Raw genomic sequence first — 17,592 nt, 5'->3', positions numbered from 1 at the left:
CTGTTCATGCATTGATCCTCTGAGGCTCATGCCTCTGCCGCTTCTGCCTTGGGTGGAAGCGGCGTTTTTGTTTGATCGGACTGATGTTTGGATTGATGGTGACTGTCAGGCCGCCATCGCGAGCAAGCTCGCTCCCACATTGGATCGCGCTTGTCTGGGCAACTCGGTCAACTGTGGGAGCGAGCTTGCTCCGGGCGGCGTTCCGACGATGGGGCCAGATCAGGCACAGCAAACCCATCTATTCAATCGGTGTACTGACAAACTCCTCAAGCCCTTCGGCATACGCCGTAAACGCGCTGATCTGTGGAAACCGATTCACATCCACCTGATCCGGCACCACCAGATTGGTGAAACTCCACGCCACCGCCAGCGTAATCCCGTCTTGAGCAATCGTCCCGTCAGTCTTCAGCGGCTGCATTTCCAGCTCCCGCTCCAGCGCCGAATAGGCGGCCGCCAGTTGCCCTTCGACCCGCTCCACCCACGGTTCAAACTGAATATCCGCCGGCCGCAGGTTGCGTTCGTAGTAGAGCTGCACGGACTTTTCGCACGCCGCCAGTGCCAGGCCGATCAGGCGCAATGCGCGCAGGCGTTGATCGAGATCGTTGGGCATCAGGCTGTTGCCAGGACCGGCCAAGGCCTCCAGGTAATCGATGATCAGCGTCGAGTCGATCAACACCTCGCCGTCGTCGAGCACCAGGGTGGGCGCCTTGACCACCGGGTTGATCTGCTGGAATTGCTCGAAATGCCGAAACACCGAAACCGCCTGGTGTTCCAGTGGGATGCCAAGGCGTTTGGCAGAGATGGCGACGCGCCGCACGTACGGTGAATCCAGCATGCCGATCAGCTTCATTGAACCGCTCCTTCAGATGTCCATTTCGGGATGGACAACCTTAGTTTAGCTTCAGCAAGCTGCAAACGGCGTGGGCGCTAATCCTCGAAGCCGACCTGTTCGTGAATCTCATCGACCTTCAATTCCAGCCGATACGCCACGGCGATAAACAGCGCCTGGCACAGGCACAGCGTCGCACTCAACGAACGGAAGGCAAACGAACTGCCTTCGTTGACCAGCAGCACAGTGTTGGCGCGCTTGGCCAGAGGCGAGAGGTTGCTGTCGGTGATGATCAGGGTTTTGGCCTGATGGTGCTGGGCAATACGCAGGCAGTGCTGGGTTTCCTTGCCGTAGGGCGTGAAGCTGATGGCGATCACCAGGTCATTGGCGCGCACGCTGCGCATCTGCTCGCGGTAGCTGCCGCCGAGCCCCGAGACCAGATGGATACGCTTGTTGGTGTGTTGCAGGTTGTAGACCAGGTAGTCGGCCACCGCGAACGAACGGCGCACCCCGACCACGTAGATATTGTCGGCATTCACCACCAGGTCGACGGCCTTGTCGAAGGCCTGGTCATCGAGTTCCAGCCCCAGCCGTTCGATGCCCGACAGGGTCGCATTGATGCACTCGCGCGCCAGGTCGCCGCCGCTGGCCTTCTGCGATTTGTTGGCAATCATGCTGCGAATGCGCTGCTGGTAGTTCTGCACCGGCGTGGTCTTGTGGGTATAGGCCTCGCGGAACAGCGCCTGCATTTCGCTGAAGCCGCTGAAGCCGAAACGCTGGGAAAACCGCACGATCGCCGACGGGTGCACTTCGCACTCGCGGGCGATGTCGCTGATGCGGTCGACCATGATCCGGTCGCTCTGCTGGCTCATGTAACTGGCGATGCGCTTGAGCTGGCGCGGCAGGCTTTCGTACTCGTTGGTGATCAGCTGCAGCAGACGCTCGGCATTGATCGGGGGGCTGGCGAGATCGCTGTCGGGCGTGCTCTCAGTCGTCGCCGGCTGATCGGTGCGGGTCATAAGGAATCCTTCTGGCTTGTTCTTATAGGGAGGACAGAGAGCGTCATCCCCTGACAATAGGTTGGCTGTGCGCAGTCTACAGGGTAGGCCGGAATAAAATCTTGAGCTTGCGGTCAGTACGAGGTGTGCTGAAACGATGCACTGCCTCTGGAACGCCTGTACCAAAGTTTATTGGAAAAAATATTCCACGTAAAAAATATTTAGAATAATTATTGATTGTTCGGTCCCGGTCGTTTTAGTCTGCATCCACCAAGAGTGTTCGGCGCGGCCATCGCCCCGAACGCAGGCTGATAAAAATAACAGGAGCCAGCATGGGCCAGACTCGTTTTGCCAGTGGGCGTCAATTGGATCTGATTTGCCTGGGGCGCCTGGGCGTCGACCTCTATGCGCAGCAAGTCGGAGCGCGGTTGGAAGATGTTTCAAGCTTCGCCAAATACCTCGGCGGGTCGTCCGCCAACATCGCTTTCGGCACGGCTCGGCTGGGCCTGAAATCGGCGATGCTGAGCCGGGTAGGGGACGACCACATGGGTCGCTTCCTCGTTGAATCCCTGACTCACGAAGGTTGCGATGTCAGCGGCGTCAAGGTCGATCCGGAACGCCTGACCGCCATGGTCCTGCTGGGCCTCAAGGATCGCGAAACCTTTCCTTTGGTCTTCTACCGCGAAAACTGCGCCGACATGGCGCTGCGGGCCGAAGACATCAGCGAAGCCTTCATCGCTTCCAGCAAAGCCTTGCTGATCACCGGCACCCATTTCTCCACCGACGGTGTCTACAAGGCGAGCATCCAGGCACTGGACTATGCCGAGAAGCACAACGTCAAACGGGTGCTGGACATCGACTATCGCCCGGTACTCTGGGGCCTGGCCGGCAAGGCCGACGGCGAAACCCGTTTCGTCGCCGACCAGAACGTCAGCCAGCATGTGCAGAAAATCCTCCCGCGTTTCGACCTGATCGTCGGCACTGAAGAAGAGTTTTTGATTGCCGGCGGCTCCGAGGATTTGCTCACCGCACTGCGCAATGTGCGGCGCCTGAGCGCGGCGACCCTGGTGGTCAAGCTCGGCCCGCAGGGCTGCACGGTGATTCACGGGATGATCCCGGAACGTCTCGAAGACGGCGCGATTTACCCCGGCGTTCGGGTGGAAGTCTTGAACGTGCTGGGGGCCGGCGATGCCTTCATGTCGGGCTTCCTCGCCGGTTGGCTGGAGGACGCGAGCGACGAGCGCTGCTGCCAGTTAGCCAATGCCTGTGGCGGTCTGGTGGTGTCGCGCCATGCCTGCGCACCGGCCATGCCGACCCGCGCCGAACTCGACTATCTGTTCAACAGTCCGGTGCCGATTACCCGGCCCGATCAGGACGCGGTGTTGCAGCGTCTGCATCAGGTCAGCGTGCCGCGCAAACAGTGGAAGCAACTGTTCATTTTTGCCTTCGACCATCGCGGGCAACTGGTGGAACTGGCGCACAAGGGCGGTCGCGACCTGAGCGCCATCGGCGAACTCAAGCAACTGTTTATCAAAGCCGTGGAGCGGGTCGAAGCCGATTTGCGCGAGCAGGGCATCGAGGCCGATGTCGGGCTGCTGGCCGATCAACGCTTCGGGCAGGACTCGCTGAACGCCGCCACCGGTCGCGGCTGGTGGGTGGCGCGTCCGGTGGAAGTGCAAGGCTCGCGACCATTGGCTTTCGAACATGGGCGTTCCATCGGCAGCAACCTGATTGCCTGGCCGCAGGAACAAATCATCAAGTGCCTGGTGCAATTTCACCCTGACGATGAGCCGCTGCTGCGACTGGAACAGGAAGCGCAGATCAAGGGTTTGTACCAGGCCTCCCAAGTCAGCGGTCATGAACTGCTGCTGGAAATCATCCCGCCCAAGGATCATCCGTCGACCCATCCGGACGTGTTGTATCGCGCGCTGAAACGCCTCTACAACCTGGGCATTTACCCGGCGTGGTGGAAGATCGAAGCGCAGAGCGCCGAGGAGTGGAAACAACTCGACGAGCTGATTCAGGAACGTGATCCGTACTGCCGAGGTGTGGTGTTGCTGGGCCTCAATGCACCGGCAGCGGCACTGGCCGAAGGGTTTCAACAGGCCAGCCAGAGCCAGACTTGCCGTGGTTTCGCCGTGGGCCGGACGATTTTCCAGGAGCCGAGCCGCGCGTGGATGGCCGGTGAAATCGACGATGAAGCGCTGATCCGTCAGGTGCAGGGCACGTTCGTTGAATTGATCGATGCCTGGCGCACGGCCCGCGCATGACGCCACACCGCAAATCCCTGTAGGAGTGAGCCTGCTCGCGATAGCGGACTGCCAGTCAACATAAATGGCGCCTGACACACCGCTATCGCGAGCAGGCTCACTCCTACAAGGGGTTCGCGTCGTATTCAATGGTTAGGTAAAACAATAAAAGGTGCAGCCATGCCCGCTATTCGAATTGGCATCAACCCGATCTCCTGGAGCAACGACGACCTGCCGTCCCTCGGCGGCGAGACGCCGCTGAGCACCGCCCTGAGCGAAGGCAAGGAAATCGGCTACGAAGGTTTCGAACTCAACGGCAAGTTCCCCAAAGACGCCAAGGGTGTCGGCGATGTACTGCGCCCCTATGACCTGGCGCTGGTATCCGGCTGGTATTCCAGCCGTCTGGCCCGCCGCTCGGTGGCCGAAGAAATCGACGCCATCGGCAGCCATGTCGAGCTCTTGGCGAAGAACGGCGCCAAGGTGCTGGTGTACGGTGAAGTCGCAGACTCCATTCAAGGCCAGCGCATTCCGCTGGTCGAGCGTCCACGTTTCCACACCGAACACGCCTGGCAGGAATACGCCGACAAGCTCACCGAGCTGGCGCGCTTCACCTTGTCCCAAGGCGTACGTCTGGCCTACCACCACCACATGGGTGCCTACGTCGAATCCCCGGCCGACATCGACAAGTTGATGGCGTTGACCGGCAGTGAAGTCGGTCTGCTGTTCGATTCGGGCCATTGCTACATGGGCGGCGGCGAACCGTTGCAGGTGCTGCGCAAACACATCGAACGTATCTGCCACGTGCATTTCAAGGACGTGCGCAAACCGGTGGTGCAACTGGCACGCAACAACCTGTGGAGCTTCCCGGATTGCATCATCAACGGCACGTTCACCGTGCCCGGAGATGGCGACATCGACTTCGGCGCATTGCTCGACGTGCTGCTGGCGGCCGATTACCACGGCTGGCTGGTGGTCGAAGCCGAGCAGGACCCAGCGGTGGCGCCAAGTTATGTCTTCGCCAAAAAAGGCTACGACACCTTGCGTGCGCTGCTCGACGAGAGGACTGCATTATGAGCCTGTTGGTCAAAAGCAACGCCCGTGGCCGGACCATGGTCGAGTTGGGCAAAGGTGAGCTGGAATACGTTGGTTTCGCCGCTTACCGCTTGAGCCTGGGCGAAACCCTGCCGATTTGCGCCGGTGATAAAGAACTGTGCCTGGTGCTGCTCAGCGGTCGAGTCAGCATCAAGGGCGAAGCGCCGGGGCAGGGCGCGTTCGACTGGGACAACATCGGCGATCGCCAGTCGGTGTTCGAAGACAAATCCCCCTTCGCCGCGTACTTGCCACCCGGCAGTCAGGCGCAAGTGGTCGCGCTCAGCGATGTGCAAATCGCCGTGTGCGCCGCGCCTGGATTCACTACTGAAGCTAAAAGCGAAAAGATCGCAGCCTTCGGCAGCTCCTACAGCCCACGGCTGATCAAACCCGACAGCATGAAGCGCAGTGTGCGTGGCAAAGGCGCCAACACCCGTTACGTCTGCGACATCCTGCCGGACACTGAGCCGGCCCATTCGCTGCTGGTGGTGGAAGTGCGCACGCCATCGGGTCACTCGTCGAGCTACCCGCCGCACAAGCACGACACCGACGATTTGCCGCACCAGAGTTTTCTTGAAGAAACCTATTACCACCAGGTCAACCCGCCGCAGGGCTTCGTGTTCCAGCGGGTGTACACCGATGACCGCAGCATCGATCAGGCCATGGCCGTGGAAAACAGCGACCTCGTGGTCGTGCCCAAGGGCTATCACCCGGTCAGCGTGCCGTACGGCTACGAGTCGTACTACCTGAACGTGATGGCCGGACCCAAACGCGTCTGGCAGTTCCATAACGATCCGCAGCACAGCTGGCTGCTCGATCTCTGAACTAAAAAGCCTGAATTTCAACCTCTGCACGGAGAACACGATCAATGAGCGACGCCCCGATCATCGGCCATTACATCCACGGTCAAGTGCAAGACAGCAGCAGCGAACGGTTCAGCAACGTCTTCAATCCGGCCACCGGCAGCGTCCAGGCGCGCGTCGGGCTGGCCAGCCAGAAGACCGTCGACGAAGCCGTCGCCTCGGCCCTGAAAGCTTTTCCGGCCTGGTCCGAACAGTCGTCCCTGCGCCGTTCGCGGGTGATGTTCAAGTTCAAGGAATTGCTCGACCAGCATCACGATGAGCTGGCAGAAATCATCAGCCGCGAACACGGCAAGGTGTTTTCGGACGCCAAGGGCGAAGTCACCCGGGGCATCGAAATCGTCGAGTACGCCTGCGGTGCGCCGAACCTGCTGAAAACCGAGTTCAGCGACAACATCGGCGGCGGCATCGATAACTGGAACCTGCGTCAGCCGCTGGGTGTTTGTGCCGGAGTCACGCCGTTCAACTTCCCGGTGATGGTGCCGCTGTGGATGATCCCGCTGGCGCTGATCACCGGTAACTGCTTCATCCTCAAGCCGTCCGAGCGCGACCCGTCCGCCAGTTTGCTGATGGCCCGTCTGTTGAGCGAAGCCGGTTTGCCGGACGGTGTGTTCAACGTGGTTCAGGGTGACAAGACCGCGGTCGACGCATTGCTGCAACACCCGGACATCGAGGCGATTTCCTTTGTCGGCTCGACGCCGATTGCCGAGTACATCCACCAGCAAGCCACCTCTCGCGGCAAGCGTGTGCAGGCGCTGGGCGGGGCGAAAAATCACATGATCGTCATGCCCGACGCGGATCTGGATCAAGCGGCGGATGCCTTGATCGGCGCGGCTTACGGCTCGGCCGGCGAGCGCTGCATGGCGATTTCGATTGCCGTGGCGGTGGGCGATGTCGGCGACCAACTGATTGCCAAACTGCTGCCGCGTATCGATCAACTGAAAGTCGGCAATGGCCTGAAGGGCGACAGCGACATGGGGCCGTTGGTGACAGCCGAGCACAAGGCCAAGGTTGAAGGTTTCATCGACGAAGGCGTGGCCCAGGGCGCGCAGCTGATCGTTGATGGCCGCCACTTCAAGGTGCCGGGTGCCGAGAACGGCTTCTTCGTCGGCGCGACGCTGTTCGACAACGTCACGACCGAGATGAGCATCTACCAGCAGGAAATTTTCGGCCCGGTGCTGGGCATCGTTCGGGTGCCGGACTTCGCCAGCGCCGTCGCGTTGATCAACGCCCACGAGTTCGGCAACGGCGTGTCCTGTTTCACTCGCGACGGCGGCATCGCCCGCGCCTTCGCCCGCACCATCAAGGTGGGCATGGTCGGCATCAACGTGCCGATTCCGGTGCCGATGGCCTGGCACTCTTTCGGCGGCTGGAAGCGCTCGCTGTTCGGCGATCACCACGCTTACGGTGAAGAAGGCATTCGCTTCTACAGCCGCTACAAAAGCGTGATGCAGCGCTGGCCCGACAGCATCGCCAAGGGCCCTGAATTCAACATGCCGACGGCCAACTAATTCACCTGTGCGGAGAACAACAATAATGAGCAAGCCCCTGCGTTTCGCCCTGAACCGTATGGTCGCCCCACGTTTGTCCCTGCCCGCGTTCATCGAGCTGGCGGTGACTCTCAAGGCCGACGCCATCGAAATTCGCAATGACCTTAAAGGCGTCGAGATCGAAGACGGCACCGCACCCGAGCGCGTCCGTGAGTTGTGTGCCGCCAAAGGCATTACGGTGCTGTCGATCAACGCGCTGTATCCGTTTGATGTGTGGAATGACGAGCGCCGTGCACAGGCCTTGAAGCTGGCCGCTTATGCCCGCGATTGCGGCGCTCAAGGGCTGGTCATGTGTCCGCTCAATGACCGTGCCGACCCGCGTAATGAGGCCGCACGTGCTTCGGGTCTGCGCACGGCGTTGACTGAACTGGCGCCGATCCTGCGCGATCACGGCATTCTCGGTTTCATCGAACCGCTGGGTTTCGAAGAGTGCTCACTGCGCCGCAAGCGCACGGCGGTGGACGCGATCAAGGCCATCGGCGGGCTGGATGTGTTCCGCCTGGTTCACGACACCTTTCACCATCACCTGGCCAGCGAGCATGAGTTCTTCCCCGAGCTGACCGGGCTGGTGCACATCTCTGGTGTCGAGGATGCCGAGGCACCGCTGGCGAGCATTCGCGACGGCCACCGGGTGCTGGTGGGCGAGGGCGACATCCTCGGCAACGCGGCGCAAATCGACATCTTGCTCAGCAGCGGATACAGCGGCTACCTGTCGTTCGAACCGTTTGCCGACAGCGTCCATGGCCTGGCGGATATCCAGCAGGCAATCGGTGCGAGCATGGATCACCTGCAAAAATCTTTGTCCTGACACCTCCCCCCGTAGGAGCTGTCGAGTGAAACGAGGCTGCGATCTTTTGATTGTCAGCAACTAAAAAGCCCCGCCCCTCGAAAGAGAGGCGGGGCTTTTTATTGCATCGAAGAAGTTACTGCAATATTGCCGCTGCCATCGCCAAGATCGCAGCCTTCGGCAGCTCCTACTCTTCGCCCATCTGCGATTGCAGATAGTTCTCAAGACCGACTTTATCGATCAGGCCCAGTTGGGTTTCCAGCCAGTCGATATGTTCTTCTTCGGATTCAAGAATATCTTCAAGCAATTCGCGGCTACCAAAGTCGCCAACGGTTTCGCAATGAGCGATAGCCACTTTGAGATCCGCATGACCGGTGCGTTCGATACGCAGGTCGCACTCAAGCATCTCCTGGGTGTGTTCGCCGATCTGCAGCTTGCCCAGGTCCTGGACGTTCGGCAGGCCTTCAAGGAACAGGATGCGCTTGATCAGCTTGTCCGCGTGCTTCATCTCGTCGATGGATTCGTGGTATTCGTGCTTGCCGAGCTTGTTCAGGCCCCAATCTTCGTACATGCGTGCATGCAGGAAGTATTGATTGATCGCGACCAGCTCATTGGCAAGGATCTTGTTGAGATGCTGGATGACTGTAATGTCGCCTTTCATGGTGGGGTCCTGCCCTAAGTAGCTGTCTATAAGGCAGAGTTTGAGCCGCGTAATTAAGAGTGTCAAACCTAAGTTATTGAAACTTAAATGAAAATTAATCGGAATAAGAATGTTTGTGTTCCGCGTCTAGAGCGTAAGCGGTTGATTTTCAGACATAAAAAAACCGGACATCAAGTCCGGTTCTTTGAAATACGTTACTTACGCGGCAGTAAATTCTACAGGATAAGGAATCGCGGCCTGGGCCGATTGCAATTTGGTCAGGGTTTCGCGGACCACTTCCTTGGCAAGGCAGGCACATTTTCCGCATTGGCTGGCTACGCCGGTGGCCTGACGGACTTCCTTATAGCTGCAGCAACCTTCATAGATCGCTTCGCGGATTTGACCGTCGGTGACGCCAGTGCAGAGGCAAACATACATAAGTGAAAACCGTCGCTGGTTGTGACTCAATTGCGATGGATCTTAATGTTAACGAGAATGATTGTCAAAGTGGTTTCTGAAAGCTTTGAGCAGGGCTGACGAACGGTTTCCTCTCGGCATCGATCATGAGGAAAACCCGTCGACTGCATTTCCCCTGACAAAAAAACCGTTAAGGACAGGGCAAAAACGCAGTGTATGATGGCCGGTCCTTATGAAGCGGGTTCGTGTCACAGGGCTGTCGCCTGAAGGTGGCAGGCTGGCGCAAACCCGGAACTTCACGTTTTTACACCAGGAGATATCCAATGAGCGTACTCGTAGGCAAACAAGCCCCTGATTTCACCGTACCGGCCGTACTCGGCAATGGCGAAATCGTAGACAGCTTCACCCTGTCGTCGGCCATCAAAGGCAAATACGGCCTGGTGTTCTTCTACCCACTGGACTTCACCTTCGTTTGCCCGTCCGAGCTGATCGCTCTGGACAACCGCATGTCTGACTTCAAGTCCCGCAACGTTGAAGTGATTGCCGTGTCGATCGACTCGCATTTCACTCACAACGCCTGGCGTAACACCCCGGTGAACAATGGCGGTATCGGCCAGGTTCGCTACACCATGGCTGCCGACATCAAGCAGGAAATCATGAAGGCCTACGACGTTCAGTCCGCTGACGGCGTTGCATTCCGTGGCGCGTTCCTGATCGACGACAAAGGCGTTGTCCGCTCGCAGATCATCAACGACCTGCCGCTGGGCCGTAACATGGAAGAGCTGATTCGTCTGGTCGACGCTCTGCAATTCCACGAAGAGCACGGCGAAGTTTGCCCTGCCAACTGGAAAAAAGGCGACAAGGGCATGAACGCTTCTCCAGAAGGCGTTGCTGCTTACCTGACCGAGCACGCTGCGGCGCTGTAAGCCCAAGCGTCAGGCATAAAAAAACCGGCCTCAGTGGCCGGTTTTTTTATGCGCGGGATTAATCAGCGACAGATCAGTCGTTGAAATCTTCCCAGCCGCCCATTTGTTTCCAGCGATTGACGATGCCGCAGAACAGCTCGGCGGTCTTCTCGGTGTCGTAGCGAGCCGAGTGGGCCTCACGACCGTCGAAGTCGATATCGGCTGCCTGACAGGCCTTGGCCAGTACGGTTTGGCCGTAAGCCAGACCGGCCAGGGTTGCCGTATCGAAGCTCGAGAACGGATGGAACGGGTTACGTTTCATGTCCAGGCGCGCGACGGCGGCGTTAAGAAAGCCCAGATCGAAGCTGCTGTTGTGCCCGACCAGGATCGCTCGTTTGCAACCGTTGGATTTCAGGGCCTTGCGGATGCCGCGGAAGATGTCGGTCAGCGCAGCTTCTTCACTCACTGCCATGCGCAGCGGGTGATCGAGTTTGATCCCGGTGAATTCCAGAGCGGCCGCTTCGATGTTCGCGCCTTCAAAAGGCTCTACACGAAAGAAGTAGGTGTGATCGGGGTACACAAACCCTTTTTCGTCCATGCCGATGGTAGTTGCGGCAATTTCCAGCAAGGCGTCAGTGGCAGAGTTGAAACCACCGGTTTCAACGTCGACAACGACTGGCAGGTATCCACGGAAGCGCTCAGCCATCGGGTGGCGCGAACCACCTCCGCCGCCTTGACCGTCCTGTTCGTCGTCGAAATGGTCTTCACTCACGCGTGTTCCTCCAGCAGGCGCCAGCGCAGTTTTTCACCGGCGCGCAGCGGGATTACGGTCAGCTCGCCAAATGGCAGGCTGGTTGGGGCGGTCCACTCTTCGCGGACCAGGGTGATGCGATCGGTGTTCACCGGCAGGCCGTAGAAACGCGGGCCGTTCAGGCTGGCGAAGGCTTCGAGCTTGTCCAGCGCGTTGCGCTGTTCGAAGGCTTCGGCATACATCTCGATCGCTGCATAAGCGGTGTAGCAACCGGCACAGCCGCAAGCGGCTTCTTTGGCGTGCTGGGCATGGGGCGCCGAGTCGGTGCCGAGGAAGAACTTGTCGCTGCCGCTGGTGGCGGCGTCGAGCAGGGCTTCCTGATGGGTGTTGCGCTTGAGGATCGGCAGGCAATAGAAGTGCGGCCGAATCCCGCCCACCAGCATGTGGTTGCGGTTGTACAGCAGGTGATGCGCGGTGATGGTCGCGCCAACATTGGCCGAAGCCTCGTTGACGAACTGCACGGCGTCAGCGGTGGTGATGTGTTCGAACACCACTTTGAGCGTCGGGAAACGCTCGACCACACGACGCATGTGCTCATCGATAAAGATTTTTTCGCGATCGAACACGTCGACATCGCCACGGGTGACTTCACCATGAACCAGCAAGGGCATCCCGACTTCGGCCATGGCCTCAAGTGCAGGGAAAATCTTGTCGATGCTGGTGACACCAGAGTCCGAGTTGGTGGTCGCGCCGGCCGGGTACAGCTTGGCGGCGTGAATGAAGCCGCTGGCCTTGGCCTCGCGAATTTCTTCGGGTTGGGTGCGGTCGGTCAGGTACAGCACCATCAACGGTTCGAAGCGGCTGCCAGCCGGGCGTGCAGCGAGAATCCGCTGGCGATAGCCGTCGGCTTCAGCGGTGTTACGCACCGGAGGTACCAGGTTGGGCATGATGATGGCGCGACCAAAGGTGCGCGCGACATCCGCGACTGTATTGGGCAACACAGCACCATCGCGAAGATGAATATGCCAGTCGTCGGGACGCAGCAGGGTCAGGCGGTCGGACATGAGGGGATTCCAGGCGGGTCAAACTGAGGGGAATGCTACCGGAAAAGACTCTTCCAGGCACTCGCTATCAAGTTTTGCTGGAAGCTTCCGATATCCAACAGGTATGCCGTAAACATCTGTGTGTCGGTCTTTTTGTTGTAGAAGCCAGTGGAGCCTCCCGTGCGCCAGCGTTATTTAGCCTTGCTCAGCGTGTTTGCCAGCCTTCCTGCGATGGCGCTCACTTTCCAGACCCGTCTGGAGAGCATCGAGTGGAAAGTCGAAGGAGACAAGTTCGAGTGCCGCCTGAGTCAACCGATCACCGATTTTGGTTCGGGTGAGTTCGTGCGCCGCGCTGGCGAGCAAGCGACGTTTCGTCTGAAGGCCTACAACGCGATGATCGGCGGTGGTTCGGCCACTTTGCTGGCGGCGGCTGCACCGTGGCAGCCGGGGCGTGGTGACATCAACCTCGGTTCTGTGCGGATCGGCAGCGGCAAAGTGTTGTTCAACAGTTCACAAGTTCAGGCCGGCCGCTTGATCAGTGGCCTGATGGATGGCCGCAGTCCGGTCGTTCGACATTACTCGGGGGATGGCCGGGTGTCGGAAGTGCGCCTGTTGCCGGTCAAGTTCAGCCAGGCCTTCAACGACTATCAAGGCTGCGTGGCGAAGCTGCTGCCGAAGAATTTCGAACAGGTTAAACAATCGCAGATCGGCTTCCCCGGCGAAGGCATCGATCTCGACGCGCAGGCCAAGGCTCAATTGCAAGTGATGCTGGAGTTCATGAAGGCTGATCCGACGGTCAACCACATCGAACTCGATGGCCACTCCGACAACAGTGGCAACCGCCTGACCAATCGTGATCTGTCGCGGCGTCGGGCCTTGGCCGTCATGGAGTTCTTCAAGGCCAACGGCATTCAGGAATCGCAGATCACCGTGCGCTTTCACGGCGAGCGTTATCCATTGGCGCCCAATACCAATTCCGCCAACCGGGCGAAGAACCGTCGGGTCAATGTGCACCTCGCGCGCGTTGCGCCCACCGAAACGCCGGCCCCTCAGGCCACTGCATCGGCGAGCGCCGCGTCGACCTCCTGAACCCGCTGTTGTCGTCGCGCACTCGACATAATCTGTCGCTTCGTCGTCATAAGCTGTCGCGCCTCTGTAAATTATCCTGCATGAGCGGTAGACTTGACGGCTTTCCGTAGAACCCCGTGGAGTGATGGCATGGCGGACGTAAACAAGGTCGTTCTGGCGTATTCCGGCGGCCTGGACACTTCGGTGATCCTCAAGTGGCTGCAGGATACTTATAACTGTGAAGTCGTGACCTTCACCGCTGACCTGGGTCAGGGCGAAGAGGTCGAACCTGCACGCGCCAAGGCTCAGGCCATGGGCGTGAAAGAGATCTACATCGACGACTTGCGCGAAGAATTCGTGCGCGATTTCGTTTTCCCGATGTTCCGCGCCAACACCGTTTACGAAGGCGAGTACCTGCTGGGTACTTCCATCGCTCGTCCGTTGATCGCCAAGCGCTTGATCGAAATCGCCAACGAAACCGGCGCTGACGCCATTTCCCACGGCGCCACCGGCAAGGGCAACGACCAGGTTCGTTTCGAGCTGGGCGCCTACGCCTTGAAGCCAGGCGTGAAAGTGATTGCTCCGTGGCGCGAATGGGACCTGCTCTCCCGTGAAAAGCTGATGGATTATGCTGAAAAGCACAACATCCCGATCGAGCGTCACGGCAAGAAAAAATCCCCGTACTCGATGGATGCCAACCTGCTGCACATCTCCTATGAAGGCGGCGTGCTGGAAGACACCTGGACCGAGCACGAAGAAGACATGTGGAAATGGACTGTCTCCCCGGAGAAGGCTCCAGATAAAGCTCAATACCTGGAACTGACCTACCGCAACGGCGACATCGTTGCACTGGACGGCGTCGAAATGACCCCGGCTACCGTGCTGGCGACCCTGAACCGTATCGGCGGCGAACACGGTATCGGCCGTCTCGACATCGTCGAGAACCGTTACGTGGGCATGAAGTCCCGTGGCTGCTACGAAACCCCAGGCGGCACCATCATGCTGCGCGCCCACCGTGCGATCGAATCGATCACCCTGGACCGCGAAGTGGCTCACCTCAAAGATGAGCTGATGCCTAAATACGCCAGCCTGATCTACACCGGTTACTGGTGGAGCCCTGAGCGTCTGATGCTGCAACAGATGATCGATGCATCCCAGGCCCACGTGAACGGCGTTGTGCGCCTGAAGCTGTACAAGGGCAATGTGATCGTCACCGGTCGCAAGTCCGACGAATCGTTGTTCGATGCCAACATCGCGACCTTCGAAGAAGATGGCGGCGCCTACAACCAGGCCGACGCGGCGGGCTTCATCAAGCTCAACGCCTTGCGCATGCGTATTGCGGCGAACAAAGGCCGGAAGCTTTTCTGAGATCTTTGAAACCGTAGTGCAACGACGTTGAAAGAGTTGTGGCCTTGTCGGTGACAAGGCCACAATTCTGAATAGGGGGAGTTTTCCTGCCGGACATCGTGTTATCAGCGCTCTTTTTGTATCTGTAATACCTTCCTTCTGTTTCCTCTCTCTGAATGCTCTTCAAGCGTTACCTGCTGCGTGTCAGGTAAAAAGAGTGATCAAGAATCGTCAGACCGTGTGAATTCAAATTGTAAGCAATGCAAAGCGTTGGGCTGCTGCGATTCTTTGCCTGTTTTGATTGCTTGCTTGCGCTTTCCTTCAGTAATTCCTCCGAATCGGTACAGGTGAGAAATACGATCACTTGTGCTGGGTTTCCCTGTGGGGGGCGGTTTTTTTCGATCCAGGCACCGAATTCCATTTTCTTGTTTAGCCACCGCGCATCGACGATGTGCAGGTTATCTAGCGGCTCGGCCAGGCAAATGTGCTGTAGAACCGAGAGGCCCGTCTGAATACCGATCCGGACGGGAGGGGCCTTCAGGTTATCGGGCCGCTGACCGCGTTCAGCGTTGTCCATCACTTTTATAAAATGCTTTCCCTTGCCGAAGTCGGATGGCGCGTACAGCGACCGGTAGTTGAAGTTGAGTGTGGCGAAGAAAAGAAAAAGCAAATAAAAAGGGAAACTGATCAGGAACCAGACATAAAGCTCCCGCTCCTTATTGTCGAGAAAGGGCAGTGAGACGGCGGCCGATGTTTCAGAAATAGCGGCAAATATTGCAATAACTGTCATGGGGTTGAAGATTTTTTTCTTTAATTTGATCATGTTTTTTGCTCATTGGAATATTGTCTTTTCTCGGTTGATTGATGTTTTTAGTTTTCATTTTAATAACTAAGTGGTCGGTGTTTATGTTGGTGCAGTACTCCTTTTAATTGTTGGTTGCGAAGGTTTGATAGTAGCGGTATTGGGCGTGTAGCGGGTGCCTCTGTTGTTGGGTTTTAGATAGTGTTGGGTTGAATTTGTTGTTGAAGTGTTGCCTGGTGTGATTTTTTATTACATCCTTGAGGTGCGGTGTTTGTGGTATGGGATTTGAAGTGGTAAATATCAGTTACTTTTAAGGGTAGCTCAATAGTCGGTATTCGTTGGATCTCTTGCGACGAGCCCAGGTATTTGATTTTCTGGTTGTAAACAGAAACAAAAAAACTGCGAATATTCGAAATGTTTTCAGGTTTATAAAAACTTTACCGCCGCGGTATTTTTGGGGATTTTGTAAGACTTTTCTTTAATGTCTGTAGGGAATGTCTCTCGGTGTGGGTGGCCGAGGGGGGCGGCATGCCATGGGTGAAACGACTAGGCTATCGTGCGGGCTCTAAAAATTCGAACAGCGAAAATTGGACTTGCCCATGAATAAAGTGCTGATCGTGGATGATCACCCCGTCATTCGTCTTGCGGTACGTATGCTAATGGAGCGTCACGGCTACGAAGTTATTGCAGAGACAGATAATGGCGTGGATGCGTTGCAACTTGCCCGTGAGCATATGCCGGATATTGTCATCCTGGATATTGGAATACCGAAACTTGATGGGCTGGAAGTCATTGCGCGTCTGACATCGACAGCGATGCCCATGAAAGTGCTGATATTAACTTCCCAGGCACCTGGGCATTTTTCTATGCGCTGCATGCAATCCGGTGCCGCCGGGTATGTCTGCAAACAACAGGACCTCACTGAGTTGCTCAGTGCAATTAAGGCAGTATTGTCGGGCTACAGTTACTTTCCGAATCAAGCCTTGCACACCGTACGTTCCAGTTTGGGCAACGCCAGTGAAGCCGATATGGTGGATCGACTGTCGGGACGGGAGATGATGGTCTTGCAACAGTTGGCCCGAGGCAAGACCAACAAGGAGATTGCCGATGGAATGTTCCTCAGCAACAAGACCGTCAGTACTTACAAGACCCGCCTGTTGTTGAAACTCAATGCTCGGTCCCTGGTAGACCTGATCGAATTGGCTCAACGCAATGGTCTGGTGTGACTGTCTCAGCGTTTGACAAGGCGCGATGAGCGGGGGGGGGCAGGGGTCGGCACTTAGTAAAAAGCCTCCGTTTCGGGAGGCTTTTAGGTGTCATAGATCAAAGTCGTAATCGGCCAATTGCTTTTGCAGTCGGCGCTCCTCCAGCAGATTGTCGATGGTACGGCGTTTGCTCAGGTTGGTCTTCGCCACTTCAACCACCGGCTCAGCATCATCTGCCTCGACAGGGGTGAAGTCGTCTTCTACGTCCAATTGCTCTTTGCCAGTGCTCATAGTGTTACTCCAGGCTAAGACGGCCTTTGGCGCTCCTTATATCGATAATCTCCCTGCGGGTAAAAAAGATTTTTTCAATCGGTAAATCGAAAATCCTAATAGCGCCTCAATCGTCCGATGTCTTTTGCTTGTATTCGCACAAGTCTTCGATCCGGCAGCTGCCACAGCGGGGCTTGCGGGCAAGGCAAACGTAGCGTCCGTGGAGGATCAGCCAGTGATGGGAGTCGAGCAGATATTCCTTCGGCACGAACTTCATGAGTTTTTGCTCAACCTCGACCACATTTTTGCCTGGTGCTATGCCGGTACGATTGCTGACCCGGAAAATATGCGTGTCCACGGCCATGGTCAGCTGACGGAATGCGGTGTTGAGCACCACATTGGCGGTTTTGCGGCCGACGCCGGGTAACGCTTCCAGCTCTTCACGGGTTTGCGGCACTTCGCCTCCATGACGCTCCATCAGCAAGCGACAGGTCTCGATCACGTTTTTCGCTTTGCTGTTAAACAGGCCGATGGTCTTGATGTATTCCGACAGTCCCTCGACACCCAAGGCATAAATTGCCGCCGGTGTATTGGCCACCGGGTAGAGCTTGGCGGTGGCCTTGTTGACACCGACATCGGTCGACTGCGCCGAGAGAATTACGGAGATCAACAATTCGAACGGCGAGGAGTAGGCCAGTTCGGTCTTCGGTTCCGGGTTGTCTTCGTGAAACCGGCGAAAAATTTCCAGACGTTTTGCGGCATTCATGGGCAGTGCGTTTCCT

Annotated in this window: 18 protein-coding genes; 9 read left to right on the top strand and 9 right to left on the bottom strand. The window is 57.5% G+C overall.

Features of this window, described 5'->3' with window-relative positions; genetic code table 11:
- Positions 1 to 238: 238 nt before the first annotated feature.
- Together VD17_RS20425 and VD17_RS20420 are read right to left on the bottom strand one after the other, a co-directional pair.
- Positions 239 to 850: a glutathione S-transferase gene (locus VD17_RS20425; protein WP_046055368.1), complete on the bottom strand. Its 612-nt coding sequence runs from the start codon at positions 848 to 850 to the stop codon at positions 239 to 241.
- Positions 851 to 927: 77 nt separating this feature from the next.
- Complete coding sequence (locus VD17_RS20420) at positions 928 to 1,848, bottom strand: MurR/RpiR family transcriptional regulator (RefSeq protein WP_033057626.1); 921 nt, start codon at positions 1,846 to 1,848, stop codon at positions 928 to 930.
- Between the two features lie 311 nt (positions 1,849 to 2,159).
- Here VD17_RS20420 and VD17_RS20415 point away from each other — a divergent pair, with 311 nt between their 5' ends.
- The 5 genes from VD17_RS20415 to VD17_RS20395 all read left to right on the top strand — a co-directional run bounded on the left by VD17_RS20415 (position 2,160) and on the right by VD17_RS20395 (position 8,383).
- Positions 2,160 to 4,097, top strand: coding sequence for a bifunctional 5-dehydro-2-deoxygluconokinase/5-dehydro-2-deoxyphosphogluconate aldolase (locus VD17_RS20415; protein ID WP_046055367.1), 1,938 nt, complete (start codon positions 2,160 to 2,162; stop codon positions 4,095 to 4,097).
- 159 nt (positions 4,098 to 4,256) lie between these two features.
- Positions 4,257 to 5,150, top strand: coding sequence for a myo-inosose-2 dehydratase (gene iolE / locus VD17_RS20410; protein ID WP_046055366.1), 894 nt, complete (start codon positions 4,257 to 4,259; stop codon positions 5,148 to 5,150).
- Positions 5,147 to 5,989 carry a 5-deoxy-glucuronate isomerase gene (iolB, locus tag VD17_RS20405; protein ID WP_046055365.1) on the top strand — a complete coding sequence of 281 codons (843 nt, stop codon included), beginning with the start codon at positions 5,147 to 5,149 and terminating at the stop codon, positions 5,987 to 5,989. Before iolE ends, iolB begins: the two co-directional genes overlap by 4 nt.
- A 44-nt stretch (positions 5,990 to 6,033) precedes the next feature.
- Positions 6,034 to 7,536 (top strand): CoA-acylating methylmalonate-semialdehyde dehydrogenase, encoded by a 1,503-nt coding sequence (locus tag VD17_RS20400; protein WP_046055364.1) that lies wholly within the window; start codon positions 6,034 to 6,036, stop codon positions 7,534 to 7,536.
- A 25-nt stretch (positions 7,537 to 7,561) separates the two neighbouring features.
- Positions 7,562 to 8,383, top strand: coding sequence for a TIM barrel protein (locus VD17_RS20395; RefSeq protein WP_046055363.1), 822 nt, complete (start codon positions 7,562 to 7,564; stop codon positions 8,381 to 8,383).
- A gap of 166 nt (positions 8,384 to 8,549) precedes the next feature.
- On the opposite strand, the gene bfr is transcribed toward VD17_RS20395, so the two are convergent.
- Positions 8,550 to 9,023 carry a bacterioferritin gene (bfr, locus tag VD17_RS20390; protein ID WP_017340571.1) on the bottom strand — a complete coding sequence of 158 codons (474 nt, stop codon included), beginning with the start codon at positions 9,021 to 9,023 and terminating at the stop codon, positions 8,550 to 8,552.
- Between the two features lie 198 nt (positions 9,024 to 9,221).
- Positions 9,222 to 9,440, bottom strand: a complete 219-nt coding sequence (locus VD17_RS20385; RefSeq protein WP_008155585.1) for a bacterioferritin-associated ferredoxin — start codon at positions 9,438 to 9,440, stop codon at positions 9,222 to 9,224.
- A 302-nt stretch (positions 9,441 to 9,742) separates the two neighbouring features.
- Here VD17_RS20385 and VD17_RS20380 point away from each other — a divergent pair, with 302 nt between their 5' ends.
- Positions 9,743 to 10,345 (top strand): peroxiredoxin, encoded by a 603-nt coding sequence (locus VD17_RS20380; RefSeq protein ID WP_046055362.1) that lies wholly within the window; start codon positions 9,743 to 9,745, stop codon positions 10,343 to 10,345.
- Positions 10,346 to 10,418: 73 nt separating this feature from the next.
- On the opposite strand, the gene rnt is transcribed toward VD17_RS20380, so the two are convergent.
- The gene (gene rnt / locus VD17_RS20375) at positions 10,419 to 11,096 is read right to left on the bottom strand and encodes a ribonuclease T (RefSeq protein WP_046055361.1); all 678 of its coding nucleotides are present in this window, start codon (positions 11,094 to 11,096) and stop codon (positions 10,419 to 10,421) included.
- Positions 11,093 to 12,139 (bottom strand): dihydroorotase, encoded by a 1,047-nt coding sequence (gene pyrC, locus VD17_RS20370; protein WP_033057474.1) that lies wholly within the window; start codon positions 12,137 to 12,139, stop codon positions 11,093 to 11,095. Before pyrC ends, rnt begins: the two co-directional genes overlap by 4 nt.
- Positions 12,140 to 12,298: 159 nt before the next feature.
- Here pyrC and VD17_RS20365 point away from each other — a divergent pair, with 159 nt between their 5' ends.
- Both VD17_RS20365 and VD17_RS20360 read left to right on the top strand, forming a co-directional pair.
- Positions 12,299 to 13,207, top strand: a complete 909-nt coding sequence (locus VD17_RS20365) for a flagellar protein MotY (protein WP_046055360.1) — start codon at positions 12,299 to 12,301, stop codon at positions 13,205 to 13,207.
- A 129-nt stretch (positions 13,208 to 13,336) separates the two neighbouring features.
- Positions 13,337 to 14,554 (top strand): argininosuccinate synthase, encoded by a 1,218-nt coding sequence (locus VD17_RS20360; protein ID WP_007898502.1) that lies wholly within the window; start codon positions 13,337 to 13,339, stop codon positions 14,552 to 14,554.
- Between the two features lie 169 nt (positions 14,555 to 14,723).
- On the opposite strand, the gene VD17_RS20355 is transcribed toward VD17_RS20360, so the two are convergent.
- Entirely contained in the window at positions 14,724 to 15,356 is a 633-nt protein-coding gene (locus tag VD17_RS20355; protein ID WP_046055359.1) for a hypothetical protein, read from the bottom strand.
- A 578-nt stretch (positions 15,357 to 15,934) separates the two neighbouring features.
- On the opposite strand from VD17_RS20355, the gene VD17_RS20350 reads away from it, so the two are divergent.
- Positions 15,935 to 16,561, top strand: a complete 627-nt coding sequence (locus VD17_RS20350; protein ID WP_008155570.1) for a response regulator transcription factor — start codon at positions 15,935 to 15,937, stop codon at positions 16,559 to 16,561.
- 90 nt (positions 16,562 to 16,651) lie between these two features.
- Here the strand turns inward: VD17_RS20350 and VD17_RS20345 are convergent, their stop codons facing one another.
- Both VD17_RS20345 and nth read right to left on the bottom strand, forming a co-directional pair.
- On the bottom strand, positions 16,652 to 16,831 hold the full coding sequence (locus tag VD17_RS20345) for a PA3496 family putative envelope integrity protein (protein ID WP_007898493.1): 180 nt from the start codon (positions 16,829 to 16,831) through the stop codon (positions 16,652 to 16,654).
- A 106-nt stretch (positions 16,832 to 16,937) separates the two neighbouring features.
- On the bottom strand, positions 16,938 to 17,576 hold the full coding sequence (nth, locus tag VD17_RS20340; RefSeq protein ID WP_008155568.1) for an endonuclease III: 639 nt from the start codon (positions 17,574 to 17,576) through the stop codon (positions 16,938 to 16,940).
- Between the last annotated feature and the right edge of the window lie 16 nt (positions 17,577 to 17,592).

The organism is Pseudomonas fluorescens, assembly GCF_000968015.1.
GTDB classification, from domain to species: domain Bacteria; phylum Pseudomonadota; class Gammaproteobacteria; order Pseudomonadales; family Pseudomonadaceae; genus Aquipseudomonas; species Aquipseudomonas fluorescens_W.
This window is presented reverse-complemented; position numbering and strand designations above follow the sequence as displayed.

Coding starts and splice junctions, on each gene's coding strand:
- VD17_RS20425 (WP_046055368.1), bottom strand. CDS start 850: ATGAAGCTGATCGGCATGCTGGATTCACCGTACGTGCGGCGCGTCGCC.
- VD17_RS20420 (WP_033057626.1), bottom strand. CDS start 1,848: ATGACCCGCACCGATCAGCCGGCGACGACTGAGAGCACGCCCGACAGC.
- VD17_RS20415 (WP_046055367.1), top strand. CDS start 2,160: ATGGGCCAGACTCGTTTTGCCAGTGGGCGTCAATTGGATCTGATTTGC.
- iolE (WP_046055366.1), top strand. CDS start 4,257: ATGCCCGCTATTCGAATTGGCATCAACCCGATCTCCTGGAGCAACGAC.
- iolB (WP_046055365.1), top strand. CDS start 5,147: ATGAGCCTGTTGGTCAAAAGCAACGCCCGTGGCCGGACCATGGTCGAG.
- VD17_RS20400 (WP_046055364.1), top strand. CDS start 6,034: ATGAGCGACGCCCCGATCATCGGCCATTACATCCACGGTCAAGTGCAA.
- VD17_RS20395 (WP_046055363.1), top strand. CDS start 7,562: ATGAGCAAGCCCCTGCGTTTCGCCCTGAACCGTATGGTCGCCCCACGT.
- bfr (WP_017340571.1), bottom strand. CDS start 9,023: ATGAAAGGCGACATTACAGTCATCCAGCATCTCAACAAGATCCTTGCC.
- VD17_RS20385 (WP_008155585.1), bottom strand. CDS start 9,440: ATGTATGTTTGCCTCTGCACTGGCGTCACCGACGGTCAAATCCGCGAA.
- VD17_RS20380 (WP_046055362.1), top strand. CDS start 9,743: ATGAGCGTACTCGTAGGCAAACAAGCCCCTGATTTCACCGTACCGGCC.
- pyrC (WP_033057474.1), bottom strand. CDS start 12,139: ATGTCCGACCGCCTGACCCTGCTGCGTCCCGACGACTGGCATATTCAT.
- VD17_RS20360 (WP_007898502.1), top strand. CDS start 13,337: ATGGCGGACGTAAACAAGGTCGTTCTGGCGTATTCCGGCGGCCTGGAC.
- VD17_RS20355 (WP_046055359.1), bottom strand. CDS start 15,356: ATGATCAAATTAAAGAAAAAAATCTTCAACCCCATGACAGTTATTGCA.
- VD17_RS20350 (WP_008155570.1), top strand. CDS start 15,935: ATGAATAAAGTGCTGATCGTGGATGATCACCCCGTCATTCGTCTTGCG.
- VD17_RS20345 (WP_007898493.1), bottom strand. CDS start 16,831: ATGAGCACTGGCAAAGAGCAATTGGACGTAGAAGACGACTTCACCCCT.
- nth (WP_008155568.1), bottom strand. CDS start 17,576: ATGAATGCCGCAAAACGTCTGGAAATTTTTCGCCGGTTTCACGAAGAC.